The organism is Enterovirga sp. CN4-39, assembly GCF_049446235.1.
GTDB lineage: Bacteria > Pseudomonadota > Alphaproteobacteria > Rhizobiales > Beijerinckiaceae > Enterovirga.
On the sequence record NZ_JBMSEF010000013.1, the window covers coordinates 1 to 18,796 of the forward strand.

The 18,796-nt window shown below is 68.2% G+C and carries 18 protein-coding genes; 10 read left to right on the top strand and 8 right to left on the bottom strand.

Going from position 1 to position 18,796, the window contains the following annotated elements; translation table 11 throughout:
• The 8 genes from ACO2SS_RS19435 to ACO2SS_RS19470 form a co-directional block, all read left to right on the top strand.
• On the top strand, window positions 1-666 hold a 666-nt coding region (locus ACO2SS_RS19435), incomplete at its 5' end, for a DUF3306 domain-containing protein (protein WP_423279431.1).
• A 73-nt stretch (window positions 667-739) separates the two neighbouring features.
• Window positions 740-1,528, top strand: a complete 789-nt coding sequence (locus ACO2SS_RS19440; RefSeq protein ID WP_423279432.1) for a Cro/CI family transcriptional regulator — start codon at window positions 740-742, stop codon at window positions 1,526-1,528.
• 46 nt (window positions 1,529-1,574) lie between these two features.
• Window positions 1,575-1,793 (top strand): formate dehydrogenase, encoded by a 219-nt coding sequence (locus tag ACO2SS_RS19445; protein ID WP_423279433.1) that lies wholly within the window; start codon window positions 1,575-1,577, stop codon window positions 1,791-1,793.
• Between the two features lie 10 nt (window positions 1,794-1,803).
• The gene (locus ACO2SS_RS19450; protein ID WP_423279434.1) at window positions 1,804-4,746 is read left to right on the top strand and encodes a formate dehydrogenase subunit alpha; all 2,943 of its coding nucleotides are present in this window, start codon (window positions 1,804-1,806) and stop codon (window positions 4,744-4,746) included.
• Between the two features lie 14 nt (window positions 4,747-4,760).
• Entirely contained in the window at window positions 4,761-5,357 is a 597-nt protein-coding gene (gene fdh3B, locus ACO2SS_RS19455) for a formate dehydrogenase FDH3 subunit beta (protein ID WP_423279435.1), read from the top strand.
• Window positions 5,358-5,401: 44 nt separating this feature from the next.
• Window positions 5,402-6,427, top strand: coding sequence for a formate dehydrogenase subunit gamma (locus tag ACO2SS_RS19460; protein ID WP_423279570.1), 1,026 nt, complete (start codon window positions 5,402-5,404; stop codon window positions 6,425-6,427).
• Window positions 6,428-6,450: 23 nt separating this feature from the next.
• On the top strand, window positions 6,451-6,645 hold the full coding sequence (locus ACO2SS_RS19465; RefSeq protein ID WP_423279436.1) for a hypothetical protein: 195 nt from the start codon (window positions 6,451-6,453) through the stop codon (window positions 6,643-6,645).
• A 34-nt stretch (window positions 6,646-6,679) separates the two neighbouring features.
• A complete protein-coding gene (locus ACO2SS_RS19470) occupies window positions 6,680-7,387 on the top strand; it encodes a hypothetical protein (protein ID WP_423279437.1) in 708 nt (235 codons plus the stop codon).
• A gap of 30 nt (window positions 7,388-7,417) precedes the next feature.
• Here ACO2SS_RS19470 and ACO2SS_RS19475 read toward each other — a convergent pair whose 3' ends face one another.
• The 6 genes from ACO2SS_RS19475 to ACO2SS_RS19500 form a co-directional block, all read right to left on the bottom strand.
• Window positions 7,418-8,437 carry an ABC transporter ATP-binding protein gene (locus ACO2SS_RS19475; protein ID WP_423279438.1) on the bottom strand — a complete coding sequence of 340 codons (1,020 nt, stop codon included), beginning with the start codon at window positions 8,435-8,437 and terminating at the stop codon, window positions 7,418-7,420.
• Window positions 8,434-9,483, bottom strand: a complete 1,050-nt coding sequence (locus ACO2SS_RS19480) for an ABC transporter ATP-binding protein (protein ID WP_423279439.1) — start codon at window positions 9,481-9,483, stop codon at window positions 8,434-8,436. The genes ACO2SS_RS19475 and ACO2SS_RS19480 overlap by 4 nt, the downstream gene beginning before the upstream one ends.
• Entirely contained in the window at window positions 9,480-9,923 is a 444-nt protein-coding gene (locus ACO2SS_RS19485) for an endonuclease domain-containing protein (protein WP_423279440.1), read from the bottom strand. Before ACO2SS_RS19485 ends, ACO2SS_RS19480 begins: the two co-directional genes overlap by 4 nt.
• A 221-nt stretch (window positions 9,924-10,144) precedes the next feature.
• Window positions 10,145-11,032 carry an ABC transporter permease gene (locus tag ACO2SS_RS19490; protein ID WP_423279441.1) on the bottom strand — a complete coding sequence of 296 codons (888 nt, stop codon included), beginning with the start codon at window positions 11,030-11,032 and terminating at the stop codon, window positions 10,145-10,147.
• Window positions 11,033-11,034: 2 nt separating this feature from the next.
• Window positions 11,035-11,976, bottom strand: a complete 942-nt coding sequence (locus ACO2SS_RS19495) for an ABC transporter permease (protein ID WP_423279442.1) — start codon at window positions 11,974-11,976, stop codon at window positions 11,035-11,037.
• Window positions 11,977-12,155: 179 nt separating this feature from the next.
• Window positions 12,156-13,763 carry an ABC transporter substrate-binding protein gene (locus tag ACO2SS_RS19500; protein WP_423279571.1) on the bottom strand — a complete coding sequence of 536 codons (1,608 nt, stop codon included), beginning with the start codon at window positions 13,761-13,763 and terminating at the stop codon, window positions 12,156-12,158.
• A gap of 204 nt (window positions 13,764-13,967) precedes the next feature.
• Between ACO2SS_RS19500 and ACO2SS_RS19505 the strand changes: the two genes are divergently transcribed.
• On the top strand, window positions 13,968-14,714 hold the full coding sequence (locus ACO2SS_RS19505) for an aspartate/glutamate racemase family protein (protein WP_423279443.1): 747 nt from the start codon (window positions 13,968-13,970) through the stop codon (window positions 14,712-14,714).
• Here the strand turns inward: ACO2SS_RS19505 and ACO2SS_RS19510 are convergent.
• Window positions 14,711-16,102, bottom strand: coding sequence for a malonyl-CoA decarboxylase (locus tag ACO2SS_RS19510; RefSeq protein ID WP_423279444.1), 1,392 nt, complete (start codon window positions 16,100-16,102; stop codon window positions 14,711-14,713). The genes ACO2SS_RS19505 and ACO2SS_RS19510 overlap by 4 nt on opposite strands.
• A 175-nt stretch (window positions 16,103-16,277) precedes the next feature.
• Window positions 16,278-18,086: a glucan ABC transporter ATP-binding protein/ permease gene (locus ACO2SS_RS19515; protein WP_423279445.1), complete on the bottom strand. Its 1,809-nt coding sequence runs from the start codon at window positions 18,084-18,086 to the stop codon at window positions 16,278-16,280.
• A gap of 184 nt (window positions 18,087-18,270) precedes the next feature.
• Between ACO2SS_RS19515 and gpt the strand changes: the two genes are divergently transcribed.
• A complete protein-coding gene (gpt, locus tag ACO2SS_RS19520) occupies window positions 18,271-18,774 on the top strand; it encodes a xanthine phosphoribosyltransferase (RefSeq protein WP_423279446.1) in 504 nt (167 codons plus the stop codon).
• Window positions 18,775-18,796 lie beyond the last annotated feature (22 nt).

The window sequence follows — 18,796 nt, forward strand, 5'->3', positions numbered from 1 at the left end:
GGGCAGAACGGCCTGCCGGTCGAGACGATCGCGTTCAAGTTCGAGGGCGCCCGCGTGGACGAGCTGCCCCGCCCGCACCCGCTCTACGAGATCTTCATGAACTCGCCGCGGCTCGAGGCGCTGAGCGAGGAGGAGCTCGCGCTGCTGCCGCGCGTCGAGGACCTGACCCCGGAATCCGACATCACCGCCTTCCTGCGCAACGGTGTCCCAGAGGTGCTGAAGAAGGCGGCCTTGCGACGCATGTGGGCGCTCGACCCGGCCATCCGCGACTATGTGGGCGATGCCCGGGACTATGCCTGGGACTGGAACGTGCCGGGCGGCGTGCCGGGCTGCGGCCCGCTCCTGCCCGGCGACGACATGACCGAGCGGATCGAGAAGATGTTCTCCGGTGCCGCCTCGCCGCAGCAGGAGGCGCGCGAGGCCGCGTCCGCGAAGCCCGAAGAGACGCCATCTCCCGAGCCCGCAGCAGAGGAGGCCGAAGGCGTAGAGGCGGGCGGCGCAGCCGCGCCTGCCCCCTTGCAGATCGCCGGGACGGCGGCGTTCAGCGCCCCGACGGCCGAGGCTGAACCAGCCTCGGCAGAGCCCGTCGAGGCAGAGCGGCCATCACCGGCGCGCACCCTGTCGCGGCGGCATGGCGCCGCCCTACCAAAGTTCGATCTATTCTAAGTCTTGTCTCGCTCCATAACCGCGTATTATGGGGTCAAGCGTGGCCGCTGAACCACGTCTTGCCGGGAGCGAAATGCGCACCGAGGGTATCGAGGAAGCTATTCGGGCCGCCGGCGGCATCGGCGCGCTGGCCCGTGCTTTGGGCATCTCGCAGCCCGCGGTCTCCAATTGGAAGCGGATTCCGGCTGACCGCGTGGTCGCCGTGGAGGCGGTCACCGGCGTCCACCGGTCGCTGCTGCGGCCTGATCTCTTCGGCGACAAGGAACGCGAGTTGAGCCAAGATCCCGAGCTCGACGAGATCGACCTCCTGCGCTCTCAGGAATATGCCCTTCTCGCGAACCTGCTGGCTCGCGCGCCAAGCCAGGAGCTGCTCGGCAGGATCGCCCGGCTCGAAGGCGATGCGAGCCCGCTCGGGGCCGCGCATCGCAAGCTGGCTGAGGCAGCGGCGGCGACGAGTGCGGATGCGGTCTCGCGCGAGTATTTCGATCTGTTCGTGGGTTTGGGGCGTGGCGAGATCCTGCCCTATGCGTCCTACTACCTGACCGGCTTTCTCAACGAGCGTCCGCTGGCGCGGGTGCGCGAGGATCTGCAGGCGCTCGGGATCGAGACCTCCGAGGACGTCCGCGAGCCGGAGGATCATGTCGCCATCCTGTGCGAGGTCATGTCGGGCCTGGCCGGAAGGCAGTTCGCGGCCGAGGGCGACGCGGAGCGCCGCTTCTTCGACCGGCACCTGAAGCCCTTTGCCGAGCGGTTCTTCGAAGATCTCGAGACCGCGAATTCTTCCAGGTTCTACCGATCCGTCGGTGCCCTGGGCCGTTTGTTCATCGAGATTGAGACGGAGGCCTTCGCGATCGAGAACTGAGCTGTCCCCGGGCAGATCGGATCCGACGTCGAGCGGAGACACGAACATGAGCAGCAGCGACAAGAAGGCGATGGATCGCCGCAAGTTTCTCGGGGCCGTCGGAGGCGCTTCCAGCGCAGCCGTCGCGGTTGCCGTCTCTCCGATCGCGGCGACGGAGGCTCAGGCCTACGACCCCGGCCAGAGCGAAACCAAGGCTCGCTACCGCGAGTCCGACCACGTCAAGGCGTTCTACCGTACCAACGGGTACGAGACCCTGAAGAAGTGAGGGCTGCCCGATGCTGACGAAGCGCAAGAGCGGCGAAGCGGGCCGCGCAAAGCTCCAGGCCATCGCCGCCGGCCTTTCCTCCGGGGCCATGGATCGCCGCTCCTTCCTCCGCCGCTCCGGCCTGGCGGTCGGCGGCCTCGCGGCCGTGGGCTCGCTCCAGCTCGGCGCCGTGCGCAAGGCGCAGGCGGCAGGCACCGCGGTCAGCGGGCCGCAGGTGACGATCAAGAAGAACATCTGCACCCACTGCTCGGTCGGCTGCACGGTGACGGCCGAGGTCGTGAACGGCGTCTGGGTCGGCCAGGAGCCCTCGTGGGAATCGCCGATCAACCGCGGCACGCACTGCGCCAAGGGCGCCGCGATTCGCGAGCTGGTCCACAGCGAGCGCCGGCTGAAGTACCCGGTGAAGCTCGTGAACGGGCAGTGGCAGCGCGTCAGCTGGGACCAGGCGATCAACGAGATCGGCGACAAGCTGCTCGAGATCCGGGGCAAGTACGGCGCGGATTCCGCCTATTGGCTCGGCTCGGCCAAGTACACGAACGAGGCCGCCTATCTCCTGCGCAAGTTCGGCGCCTTCTGGGGCACGAACTCCGTCGACCACCAGGCCCGCATCTGCCACTCGACCACGGTCGCGGGTGTCGCCAATACCTGGGGCTACGGCGCCCAGACGAATTCCTACAACGACATCCGCAACGCCAAGACGATGATCATCCTCGGCGGCAATCCGGCCGAGGCGCATCCGATCTCCATGCAGCACGTGCTAGCCGGCAAGGAGATCAACCGCGCGAACATGATCGTCGTCGATCCGCGCTTCACCCGGACGGCCGCTCACGCGACCGAGTATGTCCGGCTGCGCTCCGGCACGGACATCCCGCTCGTCTGGGGCCTCCTCTGGCACATCTTCCAGAACGGCTGGGAGGACAAGGACTTCATCCGCCAGCGCGTTTACGGGATGGACGACGTCCGCAAAGAAGTCGCGAAGTGGGCGCCCGACGAGGTCGAGCGCGTCACGGGCGTGCCGGGCGAGCAGCTGAAGCGCGTCGCCTACCTCTTCTCGCACGAGAAGCCGGCAACCGTGATCTGGTGCATGGGCGCGACCCAGCACACGGTCGGCACCGCGAACGTGCGGGCGCTCTGCATCCTCGCACTCGCGACCGGGAACGTGGGCAAGCCCGGCACCGGCGCGAACATCTTCCGCGGCCACACCAACGTGCAGGGCGCGACCGACCTCGGCCTCGATGTGACGACGCTGCCTCTCTATTACGGCCTGGTCGAGGGCGCCTGGCGGCACTGGGCCCGCGTCTGGGACGTCAGCTACGACTGGCTCCAGTCACGGTTCGACGAGGTGCCGGCGAAGGCCGGCCGCCCCGCCCGTACCCGCAAGCAGAACATGGAGGCCCCGGGCATCACCTCGACCCGGTGGTTCGACGCCGTGAACCTGCCCGAGGACCAGGTCGACCAGAAGGCCAACATCAAGGCCATGATGGTGTTCGGCCACGGGGGCAACACAGTCACCCGCATCCCCGAGGCGGTCGAGGGCGTCAACAAGCTCGAACTGCTCGTGGTCGCCGACCCGCATCCGACGAGCTTCGCCACGATGGGGGATCGCAAGGACGGGGTGTACCTGCTCCCGATCTGCACCTCGCTCGAGATGGAGGGCTCGCGCACGGCCTCCAACCGCTCGCTCCAGTGGGGCGAGCAGATCGTGAAGCCCGCCTTCGAGTCCAAGAACGACTACGAGTTCATGTACCTGCTCGCGAAGAAGCTCGGCTTCGCGGAGGATCTGTTCAAGAACATCAAAGTCGAGAACAACGTGCCGTCCGCGGAGGACATCCTCCGTGAGATCAACCGTGGCGGATGGTCGACCGGCTATTGCGGGCAGTCGCCGGAGCGCCTGAAGGCGCATATGAAGAACCAGCACAAGTTCGACCTCGTGACGCTGCGCGCGCCGAAGGACGATCCGGAGGTCGGCGGCGACTATTACGGCCTGCCCTGGCCGTGCTGGGGCAAGCCCGAGATCCGCCACCCCGGCTCGGCGATCCTCTACAACACCAACCTGCACGTGAAGGACGGCGGCGGCTGCTTCCGGGCTCGCTTCGGCGTCGAGCGGAACGGCGCGACCCTGCTGGCCGAGGATTCCTACCCGCTCGGCTCCGAGCTGACGGACGGCTATCCCGAGTTCACCTTCGGCATCCTGAAGAAGCTCGGCTGGGACAAGGACCTGACCCAGGAGGAACTGGCGACCATCCAGCGGATCGGCGGCAACAACGTCGATGCCGTGAGCTGGGCGATCGACCTCTCGGGCGGCATCCAGCGCGTCTGCCTCGATCATGGCGTGATGCATTACGGGAACGCGAAGGCGCGGGCGAATGCCTGGAATCTGCCGGACCCCGTCCCGGTGCATCGCGAGCCGATCTACTCGCCGAAGCCGGAACTCGTCGCGAAGTACCCGACGCGGCCGGACGAGCGGCAGTTCCGCATCCCGAACAACGGCTTCTCGGTGCAGAAGGCGGCGGTCGAGAAGAACATCGCCAAATCCTTCCCGATCATCCTCTCGTCCGGCCGTCTGGTCGAATACGAGGGCGGCGGCGAGGAGACCCGGTCCAACCCGTGGCTCGCCGAGCTGCAGCAGGACATGTTCGTCGAGATCAACCCGGTGGATGCGGCCGAGCGCGGCATCAAGGATGGCGGCTGGGTGTGGGTGCTTGGGCCCGAGGACAACGCCAAGGCCAAGGTGAAGGCGCTCGTCACCGAGCGCGTCGGCAAGGGCGTCGCCTGGATGCCGTTCCATTTCGCCGGCTGGTACCAGGGCGAGGACCATCGCTCGAAATACCCGGCCGGGGCTGATCCGGTGGTTCTCGGCGAGAGCGTGAACACCGTCACGACCTATGGCTTCGATCCGGTGACAGGCATGCAGGAGACGAAAGTCACCCTCTGCCAGATCCAGGCGGCCTGACGGAGACCTGACCGATGGCCCGTATGAAGTTCCTCTGCGACGCGGACCGCTGCATCGAGTGCAACGCCTGCGTCACGGCCTGCAAGAACGAGCACGAGGTGCCGTGGGGCATCAACCGCCGGCGCGTCGTGACGCTGAACGACGGCAAGCCGTCCGAGCGCTCGATCTCGATGGCCTGCATGCATTGCACGGACGCGCCCTGCGCAGCCGTGTGCCCGGTGAACTGCTTCTACACCACGGCCGACGCGGTCGTTCTTCACTCGAAGGACCTCTGCATCGGCTGCGGCTACTGCTTCTACGCCTGCCCCTTCGGCGCGCCCCAATACCCGCGCGTCGGCAATTTCGGCACGCGCGGCAAGATGGACAAGTGCACCTACTGCTCGGGTGGGCCGGAGGTGGACCTCTCCTTGGCCGAGTACGAGAAGTACGGATCGAACCGCCTGGCCGAGGGAAAGCTGCCCCTCTGCGCCGAGATGTGCTCGACCAAGGCGCTGTTGGCCGGCGACGGCGAGATCATCGCTCAGATCTACAAGGAGCGCGTGGTGAAGCGCGGCTACGGCTCGGGCGCCTGGGGCTGGAAGACGGCCTACCGCGAGACGGTCGCGATCTGATCGCCGCCGTCCCGTATCGAAAACACGTCGAGGATAGCGCCGTGATGCACCTTATCCGGATCGCCCTAGCGGCCCTCATGCTGAGCGGCGGCGCGGTCGCTTACGCACAGACGGGCGGGGCTACCGCGGTCTCCCCGGGCAACCCGAGCGGCCAGAACCCGACCGCGGCTTCCGTCCGCGAGGACCAGCTTCTGCGCGAGCTCAACAAGCTGCATGGCCGGGTGAGCATCCCGGACGGCAAGGCCGCCACGCTCGAGCAGCCTCAAGGTCGCGAATGGCGTGAGTTCCGCGAGGGCTGGCTGCCCTGGATCGGCGGGATCGCGGTGCTCGGCATGCTGCTCGCGCTGGCCGGGTTCTATTTCACGCGCGGCCGGATCCGGCTGGAGCACAGCGAGGAATCCGGGATCAAGATCCAGCGCTTCAATGTCTTCGAGCGCTTCACGCATTGGCTGACCGCGAGCTGCTTCATCGTCCTCGCGCTCACGGGGCTCAACTACATCTTCGGCAAGCGGCTGCTGATGCCGCTGATCGGGCCGGACGCCTTCGCGGTCCTCTCGCAGTGGGGCAAGTACGCCCACAACTTCCTGGCTTGGCCATTCATGCTCGGCATCCTCTTCATGATCGCCGTCTGGGTGAAGGACAACATCCCGAACCGGGTGGACGTCGCCTGGATCAAGGCGGGCGGCGGGTTCCTGGGCGATGCGCATCCGCATGCCTACCGGTTCAACGCCGGCCAGAAGATGATCTTCTGGATCGTGGCCATCGGCGGCGTGCTGATGTCGGTGACGGGCGTCCTCATGCTGTTCCCGTTCTCGGCCACGGACATCACCGGCATGCAGCTGACCCAGGTGGTGCACGCGGTGATCGGCGTTCTCTTCATCGCGGCGATCCTGGCGCACATCTATATCGGCTCCCTCGGCATGGAGGGCGCCTACGACGCCATGGGATCGGGCAAGGTCGACCTCGCCTGGGCCCGCGTTCACCACGACCTCTGGGTTGAGCAGGAACAGGCGAAGACCGCCAGCGGGCGCCAGCCGGTGGCTGCCGGCCGTGCGGTTCCCGCCGAATAGGCTGAGCCGGCAGGAGCAGGCACATGAAGACGATCATCCTGGCGGTGGTTGCCGCGATCGCCCTGGCGGCGGTGTCGGCGTACTTCCTCGCCGAGAACCAGAAGCTGGCCTACCAGGCCTATTCGACAAGCGGCGCGCGCGTGACGCCGACCGACAATCTCGTCGGCCCGACGTGGAACGGCGATCCGAACACCAGCGGCACGGCCAAGAACGGCTGAGCCCGGACCAGCCGACGCCCCGAGAGGACAGGACATGACGAGAGCGCCGATCGCGACGAGCCTACTGGCGCTGGGGATCGCCTGGAGCGGCCTCGCCATGGCGCAGGCACCCGCGCCGAGCGAGCCCGCTCAGCCCGCACCCGCGGCGCCGGCTGCCCAGGCTCCTGCCGCAGAGGCACCGGCCGCGCCCGCCGCGCCCCGCGTCGTGCAGCAGCAGCCCGGCAAGCCCGCGAATATTTGCCAGGAGCTGGTGAACTTCATCCGCCAACCGGCGGCGGCGTCGGCTGCCGCCGCTCCGCCGCCGCAGGCCGCGACGGCCGTGCAGGCGCCGTCTCCCGGCCAGCCGGTCCCGCAGCCGCATCCGGCCGGAGGCCAGGCGCAGCAGAGTTCCGGCATCAGCGGCCCCGTGCCGCAGACCGGACCCGGGGCCCCGGGTCCGCAGGGGCAGGCGCAGAACAATCCGAACGCGCCCCAGGCGGGGCAGGGCGCCCCGGCCGCACCGGCGCCTGCCGCGTCGGCCCAGGCCGCCGCTCGTCCGGCCCCGACGCCTCCCCCGGCCGCGGCCCCGGCACCATCCCCGGAGCAGCGCGATCGGATCGAGACGGCGTTCCAGGCCGACGACATCAAGGGCTGCAAGGACGTCGCGCAGCAGATGCGCCGGGCCGGCGTGAAGCTGCCGGACCCGCTGATCGCGCTCGCAGCGCTCGACCTGAAGTTCCTCGAGGCGGCCAAGCAGCCCTGACGAGGACGCGGTCGGGCAGCCCGATCTCGATCACGCCGCCGACGTAGCGGCCAGATCCGCCTCGGGCGCGACCTTCAAGAGACTCGGCGAGACATCGGTGCGGATGCAGCGCGCCGTATGGCCGGGGCCGACCGCGATCGAGGGTGGCCGGTCGGCCCGGCATGGCTCGATGGCGAGCGGGCAGCGCGGCGCGAATGGGCAGCCGGGCGGCAGATGCGCGAGATCGGGCGGTGAGCCCGGGATAGCGTCGAGCCGCGATCCCTTCGCGAGCGCGCCTTCCGCTCGGCTCTTGAGGAGCCCGATCGTATAGGGGTGGCGCGGCTCGTGGATCAGGTCACGCGCCGTGCCCTCCTCGACGATGCGGCCGGCATACATGACGGCGATCCGGTCGGCGACCTCCACGGCTGCGCCGAGATCGTGCGTCACGAAGATGATCGAAAGGCCGAGTTCGCGCTGCAGGTCGCGCAGCAGCAGCAGGATCTGGATCTGGACGGTCGCATCGAGCGCGGTCGTCGGCTCGTCGGCCAGCAGCACCTTCGGCCGACAGGCGAGGGCGAGGGCGATCATCGCCCGCTGGCGCATGCCGCCGGACATCTCGTGCGGATAGGCGTCCAGCCGACGCTCTGGGCTGGGGATGCGGACCTTCTGGAACAGCTCGAGCGCGCGGGCGCGTGCCTCCGCCTTGCTCGCCTTCTCGTGCCGGCGGATCACCTCCACGATCTGCTCGCCGACCGTGTAGACCGGGTCGAGCGCAAGCAGCGGCTCCTGGAAGATCATCGAGACGGTCGCGCCGCGGTAATCGGCGAGCGCCCGCTCGCTCATGGCGATCACGTCCTTGCCGGCGACCGAGATCGAGCCCTCGACCTTGCTCCGCCGGGGCGGGTGGAGGCGCATGAGCGAGCGAAGCGTGACGCTCTTGCCCGAGCCGGACTCGCCGATGAGCGCGGCCACTTCGCCCTGCGCCAGCGTCAGGTCGACGCCATCGACGGCGCGGATCACGCCGCCGAAAGTGACCCGGAGGTTGCGGATCTGGATGGCGGGGGCGTTCACGCGGCGAGCTCCATCGCGCCGGCCGGAGCCTTCGAGTGGCCGGAGCCCGGCTGCACCATCAGGCAGGCGGTTCGGTGGTCGCCGAGCGTTTGTGCGAGCGGCGGCTCCTTGGCCGAGCAGACCGGCTCCGCGAAGGCGCAGCGGGTGTGGAAGCGGCAGCCCGATGGTGGGTTGATGGGGTTCGGCGGATCGCCAGCGAGCGGCGCGACCTCCGTCCGGTTGTCCGGGTCGAGCGATGGCATCGAGGAGAGGAGCGCGCCCGTGTAGGGGTGCTGCGCCCGCTCGAACACCTCCTCCGAGCCGCCAATCTCGGCCACCTTGCCCAGATACATCACCATGACCCGGTCCGAGATGAAGCGGACGACGTTCAAGTCGTGGCTGATGAAGATGTAGGTGAGGCCGAACTCCTCCTTCAGATCGAGAAGGAGGTTCAAAACCTGCGCCTCCACCGACTTGTCGAGCGCGGAAACCGCCTCGTCGAGGATGACCAGGCGAGGCTGCAGGGCGAGTGCGCGGGCGATGTTGACGCGCTGGCGCTGGCCGCCCGAAAGCTCATGCGGATAGCGCTCGGCGAAGCGCCGCGGCTCAAGTCCGACGCGGGCGAGGAGGTCGCGCGCGCGGGCGACCGCCTCGCGCTTCGGCACGCCATGCACCTGGGGCGCGAAGGCGATGGAGGCCTCGATCGTCAGGCGCGGGTTCAGGGACGAGTAGCTGTCCTGAAACACCATCTGGCACTGGCGCCGGAACGCCCTAAGGCTCAGCGCCGGGGAGCCGACCCGCTCGCCGTCGAATATGATCTCGCCCGCGGTCGGGTCGATGAGGCTCAGGAGCAGCCGGGCCGTGGTCGATTTCCCGCAGCCCGACTCGCCGACGACGCCGAGCGTCTCGCCCTTGAAGACCTCGAAATCGATGCCGTCGACGGCCCTGACCTTCGCGCTCACGCCGCCGAACAGGCCCTTCTTCACCGGAAAATGCTTGAGCAGGCCATTGACGGTCAGCAGCGGCTGCGCCGGCCCGCCACGGTCCTGGGGGAGGGGAAGGGTCATGGGGCTGGGCATCTTTCCCCTCCCCCATGTGGGGAGGGGCTAGGGGTGGGGGGCGTCTGTGCGAGCGCGGCGAGGATCGTGTCGAGCACGGTGTCCAGGCATGTCAGGACGTCGTGGTTGGAGAACCGCAGGACCGTGAAGCCTTGCCGCTCGAGTTCCAGCGTTCGAACCGCATCTCGCCGGAGCTCAGCAGGAAGGCCGTGCTGGTTTCCGTCGACCTCGATGATGAGCCGCGCCTTGAGGGAGCAGAAATCCGCGAAGTAGGGCCCGAGCGGCACCTGCCGCCTGAAATGGGTATCAGATTGCGGCGACAAGCGATGGCGCAAGGCCCACCACAGAAGCCTCTCCGCCTCGGTCGGATGTCGCCGGAGAGTCCGCGCGCGGTTGCGTGCTCGTAGGGCCGGAGCGGCGTGCGGCTCGTCTCGGTAGAGGGTCGGCATTCAGCGATTCCCTCCGAGCAAGCGAACCTCTCCAGAGAGCCCGCGCCGCGCGTCGTGCGCGATCTCCTCCCCCTCGTGGGGAGGACGGACTCGGCGAAGCCGAGCCTGGTGGGGGGCTTTCAGGGAGTGGCGCCCGATCCGGCGGGCCCCCCACCCCGGTCGGGCTGCGCCCGACTCGACCCTCCCCACGAGGGGGAGGGGAGCGCGTCGCTCCTGGCCCCTCACTGCTTCACGTCCATGGCCGAGCGCAGACCGTCGGCGAGAAGGTTGAAGGCGATGGAGGTGATGAAGATCATCACGCCGGGCAGCGCCGCGAGCCAGGGCTGGACGTAGATCGCCGTCCGAAGCGTGTTCAGCATCAGGCCCCATTCCGGCTCCGGTGGGCGGGTGCCGAGGCCGAGGAAGGATAGGCCCGAGGCCAGGATCATCGAGACCGAGATGAGGCTCGTCGCGTAGACGAAGATCGGCCCGAGCACGTTGCCGAGGACATGCACGCGCACGATGGTGAAGCCGCCGGCGCCCGAGGCGCGCGCCGCCTCCACATAGTCCCGCGAGCGGACCTGGGTGGTGACGGCCTCCGCCACGCGCGCGATCTGCGGCACGAACACGACGGTGAGCGAGACGAGCGCGTTGCCGAACCCCGCCCCGAGTGCCCCGGACAGCGCCACCGCGAGGAGCACGGACGGGAAGGCGTAGAAGACGTCGATCGTCCGCATGACGGCGGTGTTCACCCAGCCGCCGACATAGCCGGCGAAGATGCCGATCGCCGAGCCGATGCCGAAGGCGAGGATCACGGGCGTGATCCCCATGAACAGCGACAGGCGGGCGCCGAAGATCAGGCGCGAGAGCATGTCGCGCCCGAGCTCGTCCGAGCCGAGCGGATAGCCGGCGGTCCCGATCGGGCGCAGGCGACGGAGACTGGAGGCGCGGTAGGGGTCCGCTGGCGCGAGGTAGGGGGCGAAGATCGCCATCAGGATCAGCGCCAGGATCACGAGCCCGGCGAAGATCGCGACGGGGTCGCGCAGCAGCCGCCGTCCGACGCCGGTCCAGTACCCCGCCGTTTTGGGGAGGGGCGCCTCGACGATGCTCTGTTCTGCCAGCGCGGCCATGGTCAGCTCCGCTGGATGCGCGGGTCGAGCGCGGTCTGCACCACGTCGACCAGGAGGTTGAGGATCACGAAGAACAGCGCGAGGACGAGGATCGTGCCCTGCAGGAGCGGCAGGTCGCGCTGGAAAATCGCGGCGTTCAGGAGAAAACCCGTGCCGGGCCAGGAGAAGACCGTCTCGATCAGGATCGAGCCGCCGAGGAGGTAGCCGAGCTGCAGGCCCATCACGGCGAGCGCAGTGGGCGCGGCGTTCTTCACGACGTGCTTGAACACGCCCCAATCCGTCAGCCCCTTGGCGCGGAGACCGATCACGAATTCCTGGGCGAGGATATCGGCGACCAGCGCCCTCACCGTCCGGGCGACGATGCCCATCGGGATGACCGACATCGTGACGGCCGGCAGGATCATGAACCGCAGCGAGCCGAAGAAGCCCTCGTTGCCGGATCCGGCGCCGGTCGGCGGCAGCCAGCCGAGGATCGCCGCGAAGATGATCACCAGCACCATGCCGAGCCAGTAATGCGGCACGGAGACGCCAAGGACGGAGAGGGCCGAGGCGGCCTTGTCGATGAAGCTGTCGCGGTAATAGCCGGCGACGAAGCCGAAGAGGGAGCCGAAGAAGAAGCCGATCAGCGTCGCGAGGATCGACAGGCGCAAGGTATAGCCGACCGCCTTGAACACCTCGTCCGTCACCGGCCGTCCGGTCGCGATGGACGTGCCGAGGTCGCCATGCGCGGCGCGCCAGAGCCATCGCCCGAACTGTTCGGGATAGGACCGGTCGAAGCCGTATAGCGTCCGCAGCATCGCCTGGAGCTCGGCGGACGCGTCCGGCGGCAGCACGGAAACGAGCGGGTCGCCGGGCGCGATATGGACGAGCGCGAAACAGACCAGCGCGACCCCGAACAGGATCGGAATCGTGTACGCGACGCGGCGGGCGAGATAGGCGAGCACTTAGATCCCGGCGTTGATCCTCCCCTTACAGGGAGAGATGTCAGGCGCGCAGCGCCTGACGGATGGGAAGTCCGGCGAGCGGGATAAGCCTCACCCCGCTCGCGCGTTGCGCGAGTCGGCCCTCCCCTGGAGGGGGAGGAACCAGCCGTCGCGCGCGTTCCGGCGCGATGCTGCGCTCGTCACTCCATCGACATCGTAGCGATGTCGATGAACCAGCTCTGGGGCTGCACGACGCCCTTGACCTTGGTCGACATGGCGCGCGGGCCGACATCGTGCGCCACCCACACGAACGGCGCTTCCTCGACGATGCGCTTGTGCAGCTTGGCCAGGGCCTCGTCGCGCGCCTTGTCCTCGAAGGTCGTCCGCGCGTCGGAGATCAGCTTGTCGAACTCCTCGTTGCCGAAGAAGCCCCAGTTGTTCGACACGGGCGGGAAGGTCTTCGTCGAGGTGAAGCGCACCATGCCGAAGAACGGGTCCATCGCCGCATAGGTCACGTTGATGGCGTGCGACCCACGCGCGGAGGCGTCCTTGGCGCCCTGGCGCCAGTTCGTGAACAGCGTGTTCCACTCGATGACGTCGAGCTCGACATCGAAGTAGCACTCCTTCAGGGCCTGCTGCAGGTACTCGTTCATCGGGATCGGCATCATCTGGCCCGAGCCCGACGCGGAGGTCTGCACCTTCACCTTCAGAGGCTTCGAGGCCGAATGGCCGGCCTCCGTCATCAGCTTCTTCGCCGCGGCCGGGTCATACTTGATCTCGAAGGAAGGATTCCCGTTCCAGGGATGGCCCTTCTCGTAGGTCGCATAGGCCTCGGCCATGAGGCCGTTCAGGGCTTCCTTCAACTCCGTGCGGTTGATGCAGAGATTGGCCGCGTGCCGGACGCGCTTGTCGAGCCAGGGCGAGCCTTCCACGAAGGAGAGCTGCCAGGGCCAGACATGCGGCTGGGCGTTCTGATAGATCTTGAAGCCGCGGCTCTTGATCTGGTCGACCGCGTCCGGGGCCGGCGCCTCGATCCAATCGACCTGGCCCGAGAGCAGGGCCGCCGTGCGGGCATTCGCCTCCGGCAGCGGGAGAAGCACGACCTTCGGGATTTTCGGCCGGCGCTTCTCGTCCCAGTAGGTCGTGTTGGCGGCCAGCTCGAGCCGCTCCCGCGGTACGAAGCGGGTGACCTTGAACGGGCCGGAGCCCGACGGATCGGCCGCGAAGGCCGTCCAGGCCTGCTTGGACCGCTCGGCCGCGTCGGTGACGGAGGCCGGGACCGCCTTCAGCTTTGCATCCCAATGGGCGGGCGAGGCCATGAAGAGGTTCGACAGATTGATCGGCAGGAACGAGTCGGGCTCGGACGTCGTGAGTTCGACCGTCATGTCGTCGACGGCGCGGGCCGAGCGCAGGGTCGGCATGCGCGAGACGGTGACGCCCACCTGGCTCGCGTCGAAATGGGGGGCCGACTTGTCGAGCACCTTCTGGACGTTCCACACCACCGCGGCCGCGTTGAAGTCGGAACCGTCGTGGAATTTCACGCCCGGGCGGAGCTTGAACTGCCACTTCGTCTTGTCGTCCGTGACCTTCCACTCGGTGGCGAGGCCCGGGATGAGGGTGGAGGGTTCCTTCTCCTTGGACAGGTCCCAGTGGGTGAGGGCGTCGTAGATCGGGATCCCGGTGAAGCGGTTGCCCTCGAAGCCCTGGTCGGGCTGGCCGAGCGTGCGCGGGATGTCCGCGGCCGTCATGGCGACCCGAAGCACCTTTTCCTGTGCCGATACCTGCGATGCGGTGAAACCTGCCGCCATTCCGACGGCCAAGAGACTGCAGCCGAACCGCAGCGCCCAACGCGAAACCATTCTGTTCCCCTCCCGGTGTGTTCACCGCCCGGCTTCGACGAAGCCGCCTGTTCGAGGCAGCAATGGTCGTGCCAGACTGGTGGGGCTCAGCTTACCCGAACGAGACCCGGCGGGAAGCTGGAAACGTCGTCTCTCCTATTAGCCATCCGCCGCATGCGCCTCCTGCTCATCAATCCCAATACGACCGACAGCATCACCGCCCTGATGGCGGAGCGGGCGCGTCGGCTCGTCGAGCCCGGCGTGGAGGTCAGGGCGGCAACCGGCCGGTTCGGCGCGCGCTACATCGCGAGCCGGGCAGCGGCCGCGATCGCCGCACATGCCGCCCTGGAAGCCTTCGCGGAGCACGCCGAAGGTTGCGACGGCGTGCTGCTCGCGTGCTTCGGCGATCCAGGCCTCCTGGCCCTGAAGGAGATATCGGCCGTGCCGGTTGTCGGGATGGCGGAGGCCTCCTGCCACCTCGCTTGCCTATTTGGTAGGCAGTTCTCGATCGTCACGGGCGGAGAGCGGTGGGGGCCGATGCTGCACGAATTCGTGGCGTCGCTCGGGCTCTCATCTAGGCTGGCGGGCATCCGCACGGTCGCGCCGACCGGGGCCGAGATCGCGGCGGATCCAGAACGCGCGCTGGCGCTCCTGGCGGAGAGCTGCCGCGCCTGCGCACTGGAGGACGGTGCGGAGGCGGTGATCCTTGGCGGGGCGGGCCTGGCCGGCCTCGCCGAGCGCGTCGCGCCGGAGGTTCCGGTCCCGGTGATCTGCTCGCTGGAGGCTGGCCTTCGGGCCGCGGTGGCGGCAGCCGGGCTTCACGCCGCAAAGCCGACATCCGGCTCGCTTGCCGCCACGCCGGCGGTCGCGAGCGTGGGGCTCTCGGCCGCGCTCGCGAGGATGCTGGAGGCAGGCGGCTAGACCGCGACCCGCCCTTCGAGCACGCCCGCCTCGAAATCCCGCAGCTGCCGCTGGACGGGACCGGATGCCGCGACCGTTCCCTGGTTCGCATAGGCCTCGTGATGGGCCTCGATGGTGCCGAGGTCGTAGAGGTAGTTGACCATCAGGCCGGCGCTCTCGCGCAGACCCTTCGGCGAGGTGTCGCCCAGCCAGTTGAGCCGCTCGAGGCGTGCGCCGTTGCCGAGATGGAAACGCGCCACGGGATCGATCGGCTGTCCCTTGCCGCCCTTGATCCGCAGGAAATAGGCCGAGGCGAGGCCGATGATCACCGGACGGAGCGCCGCCACATGCGCCGCGTCCAGGTGCCAATCGGGCTCCTCGAGGAGAGTAAGCGGGGAGGCGTCGAAGCCCGGGAGCCCCGCCGCCTCCGGGTCGGCTGCGACCCGGCCGAGCCACCTGCCGAAGCCCGGCACCGGCGAGAGGGTGACGAAGGTCTTCAGGGACGGGATGTCGCGGCAGAGGTCCTCGACGACCTGCTTGATCAGGAAATTGCCGAAGGAGATCCCGCGCAGGCCCGGCTGGCAGTTGCTGATGGAATAGAAGACCGCGGTCGTCGCCCTCTCCGGCGGCAATGTCTCGCGCCCATCCGCCAGCACCTCCTGGATCGATCCCGGGATCTCGCGCGTGAGCGCCACCTCCACGAAGATGAGCGGCTCGTCGATGAGCGAGGGGTGGAAGAAGGCGTAGCAGCGGCGGTCCGGCGGCTGCACCCGGCGGCGGAGATCGTCCCAGCCCTGGATCGTGTGGACGGCCTCGTAGCGGATGATGCGCTCGAGGATGTCGGCCGGGGTCGACCAGGTGATGCGCTGCATCATCAGGAAGCCGCGATTGAACCAGGAATAGAACAAATGCTCGAGGTCGTCGGCGACGCTGGCGAATTCCTCGTGCCGGCCGACCTCTTCCAGCAGGGCCTGGCGCATGGCGACGAGCGCGCGCGTTCCGCCGGGCGCGAGGTTCAACCGCCGGAACAGTTCCTGGCGCGGCGGCTCGACCGCTCGCAGCAGCGCGTGAAGCGTCGCCGAGCTCTGGGCGGAATCGTAATCCGCCCAGGCTGCCCGCACCTTCTCCGGATCGGGCGCGAACTCGCGTGCGAGCAGGCTGAAGAAGCCGGTCCGTTCCTCCGCCGAGAGGCCGGCATAGAGATCGAGAACCTGCTTGGCGATGGCGACGCCCGAGGCCTCGCCCCGGCCCGACAGGAGGGCGTGGGAAAGCTCGGCGATGCTGGCCGAACGCTGCGGATTTCGCCACCCGACCCGCGAGATCGCCGGAACGACGGAGGATCTCTCGAGGAGGCTGCGGCCTCGCTCGGCGATCTCGCCGAGCATGTCCTGGAAGAAGCTCGTGCTCATACCTGGTCCGTGAAGCGCCGCAGCTCGGCGCGGGAACTAGCTGGTCTCAATGACGGCTGCCTGACAGACGTTCCGAGACAAGAGGGGCTCCCGCGCTTCCGGCCAGGATGCGTGATCGTAAGTTCCTTCGCAATCGGGGGCGGCGTTCTCCGAAGAGGGAGGCCGTCGGACGGCGTCAGCCGCCGCTCACGAGGGATAGGGAGGGACGCGGTGCCGCGCCGACCGGCTTGGCGTCGCCCGCCATGAACTGGGCCCGCGCGAGCTCGGCGAAGCGGCCTCCCTTTGTTACCAGCTCATCGAAGCTTCCCGATTCGACGATCCGGCCCGCATCGAAGACGAGGATGCGGTCGGCGTTGCGAATCGTCGCGAGACGGTGCGCGATCACGAAGGTGGTGCGCCCCTTCATGACCTCTTCGAGGGCGATCTGCAGCTTCCGCTCGGTCGCGGCATCCAGCGCGCTCGTCGCCTCGTCGAGGATCAGGATCGGCGGGTTCTTGAGCAGGGCGCGGGCGATCGACAGCCGCTGGCGCTCGCCGCCGGACAGTGACCGGCCCCGCTCGCCGATGACCGAGTCCAGCCCCTCAGGCTGACGCTGGATGAACTCGAGCGCCTGCGCCCGGTCGAGCGCCACACGCATTTCGTCCTCCGTCGCGTCGGGCCGGCCGACGAGCAGGTTCTCCCGGATGGAGCGCGCGAAGAGCATCGGCTCCTGGAAGACGACGCCGATATTCCGCCTGAGCGAGGCGAGGGAGATGTCGCGGATGTCCTCGCCATCGATGCGGATGGCGCCGGATTGGGGGTCGAAGGCGCGGTGGAGGAGGCCGAGCGTCGTGGACTTGCCCGAGCCCGTCGAGCCGACGAGCGCAACCGTCTCGCCCGGCTCGACGGAGAAGGTGACATCCGCGATCGCGGTCCGTTTGCCGTCGTACGAGAAGGAAACCTTGTCGAATTCGACCCGGCCCCGCAGCCGGTCGATGTTCTTCGCCTGCGGCCGGTCGTGAACGGCCGGTGCGGTGTCGAGGATCTCGAAGAACTCCGCCATCTTGGGCGCCTGGAGGAACAGCTGGTTCACGAAGGAGACGACCTGCTCCAGGCGGCCGATCAGCATGGTGGCGATGGACATGAACATGACGACATCGCCGATGGAGGCGAGGCCGCGCAGGTGCAGCCACGTCCCCAGCATGAATATGGCCGTCACCGTGAGCGTTGCCGAGGCGCGGGTCGCGATGGAGGCGAGCGCCCACCAGGAGAGCACCGGCGTCTGAGCCGCCAGCAGTTCCCCGATGATGTTCCGGAGCGCGCCAGTCTCCGCCTTCGTGCGCGTGAAGGACTGGATCACGGGCACGTTCCCGAGCGCATCGGAGGCGCGCTCGGCGAGGCTCGAGTGGTACTGCTCGACGCGGCCCTGCAGCGTCTCCGTCTTGCGCAGGACGATGGCCGTGAGAACGGTGAAGACGCCGACGAGCACGACGAGCAGCAGACCCAGCCGCCAGTTCAGAAAGACGGTGAGCGGCAGGAGGATCGTGAGGGCCACGATGGCCGCGAGGTGGTCGCGGAAGAAGCCGAGCCACAGCCAAGCCATGCCGTTCGAGCCTTCCAGCATCACCTTGAGCACGCGGCCCGAATGGGTGGAGGTGTGGAAGGCGAGGGGCAGCTCGAGCACGTGCTCGAAGTACTTCGCCATGGTGGCGAGCCGCCGCCGGTGGGACAGCCGGTCGGCATGCAGTGCGACGAGCACGCCCGCCCCGATCGTGAACAATCCGAACGCAATCCATGCACCCAGGAGGGGCAGCAGGGACGAGAACGTCACGGGTGCGCCGCCCGATACGCCTTGCGTCAGCCGGTCGATGATGCGGCCGAAGAGGATTGGCTCGGCAAAGGCCGCGATCGCGAGGCCGATATTCGCTAGGGCCAGGATCGCCCCGAGCCGGAGGTCGGAACCGAGTTGGCCGAGGACGCGGACGTAAAGGCGGATCAGCCACATCGGCACATCACTCCAGCTCGGGCGTTCGCCCGGCCTCGCTCCAGCACCGCCTGCTCCGTCAACCTACGGCCTGTCCAGCGGTTCGGTCCGGAGACTGACACGCGGCGCCTGCATGGGGGCTGAATGACAAGCTCCGCCCGGGGGGCTAAGAGCACCTCCCGCGAGCAGGAGGTCTGGAGCACGTATGGCAAACCCTTCGCAGAAGGCCTTTCCGGTGTCCTGGGACCAGTTCCATCGCGATGCCCGCGCTCTCGCCTGGCGTCTGGCCGGGGCTGGGCCGTTCAAGGCCATCGTCTGCATCACGCGAGGCGGGCTGGTCCCGGCTGCCGTGGTGGCACGGGAATTGGACGTCCGGCTGATCGAGACCGTCTGCGTGGCGAGCTATCACGACTACAAGAGCCAGGGCGAACTGGTCGTCCTCAAGGGAATTGCGGAAAGCGTGACGGGGCTCTCGCCCGACGGCGAGGGGATCCTCGTGATCGACGACCTGACGGATACGGGAAAGACCGCCCAGATCGTGCGCAACATGCTGCCGAAGGCGCATTTTGCGGCGATCTATGCCAAGCCCGCCGGGCGTCCGGTGATCGACACCTTCGTGACCGAGGTGAGCCAGGACACCTGGATCTACTTCCCCTGGGACATGGGCCTCGCCTACCAGGAGCCGATCACGGCCGGCACCAAGGGCTGAGCTGGCGAGGCCGGGGAGGGCG

Bases quoted from the DNA above. Each gene is read 5' to 3' on its own strand.
- ACO2SS_RS19440 (WP_423279432.1), top strand. From the start codon at position 740: ATGCGCACCGAGGGTATCGAGGAAGCTATTCGGGCCGCCGGCGGCATC.
- ACO2SS_RS19445 (WP_423279433.1), top strand. From the start codon at position 1,575: ATGAGCAGCAGCGACAAGAAGGCGATGGATCGCCGCAAGTTTCTCGGG.
- ACO2SS_RS19450 (WP_423279434.1), top strand. From the start codon at position 1,804: ATGCTGACGAAGCGCAAGAGCGGCGAAGCGGGCCGCGCAAAGCTCCAG.
- fdh3B (WP_423279435.1), top strand. From the start codon at position 4,761: ATGGCCCGTATGAAGTTCCTCTGCGACGCGGACCGCTGCATCGAGTGC.
- ACO2SS_RS19460 (WP_423279570.1), top strand. From the start codon at position 5,402: ATGCACCTTATCCGGATCGCCCTAGCGGCCCTCATGCTGAGCGGCGGC.
- ACO2SS_RS19465 (WP_423279436.1), top strand. From the start codon at position 6,451: ATGAAGACGATCATCCTGGCGGTGGTTGCCGCGATCGCCCTGGCGGCG.
- ACO2SS_RS19470 (WP_423279437.1), top strand. From the start codon at position 6,680: ATGACGAGAGCGCCGATCGCGACGAGCCTACTGGCGCTGGGGATCGCC.
- ACO2SS_RS19480 (WP_423279439.1), bottom strand. From the start codon at position 9,483: ATGACCCTTCCCCTCCCCCAGGACCGTGGCGGGCCGGCGCAGCCGCTG.
- ACO2SS_RS19485 (WP_423279440.1), bottom strand. From the start codon at position 9,923: ATGCCGACCCTCTACCGAGACGAGCCGCACGCCGCTCCGGCCCTACGA.
- ACO2SS_RS19490 (WP_423279441.1), bottom strand. From the start codon at position 11,032: ATGGCCGCGCTGGCAGAACAGAGCATCGTCGAGGCGCCCCTCCCCAAA.
- ACO2SS_RS19500 (WP_423279571.1), bottom strand. From the start codon at position 13,763: ATGGCGGCAGGTTTCACCGCATCGCAGGTATCGGCACAGGAAAAGGTG.
- ACO2SS_RS19505 (WP_423279443.1), top strand. From the start codon at position 13,968: ATGCGCCTCCTGCTCATCAATCCCAATACGACCGACAGCATCACCGCC.
- ACO2SS_RS19510 (WP_423279444.1), bottom strand. From the start codon at position 16,102: ATGAGCACGAGCTTCTTCCAGGACATGCTCGGCGAGATCGCCGAGCGA.
- ACO2SS_RS19515 (WP_423279445.1), bottom strand. From the start codon at position 18,086: ATGTGGCTGATCCGCCTTTACGTCCGCGTCCTCGGCCAACTCGGTTCC.
- gpt (WP_423279446.1), top strand. From the start codon at position 18,271: ATGGCAAACCCTTCGCAGAAGGCCTTTCCGGTGTCCTGGGACCAGTTC.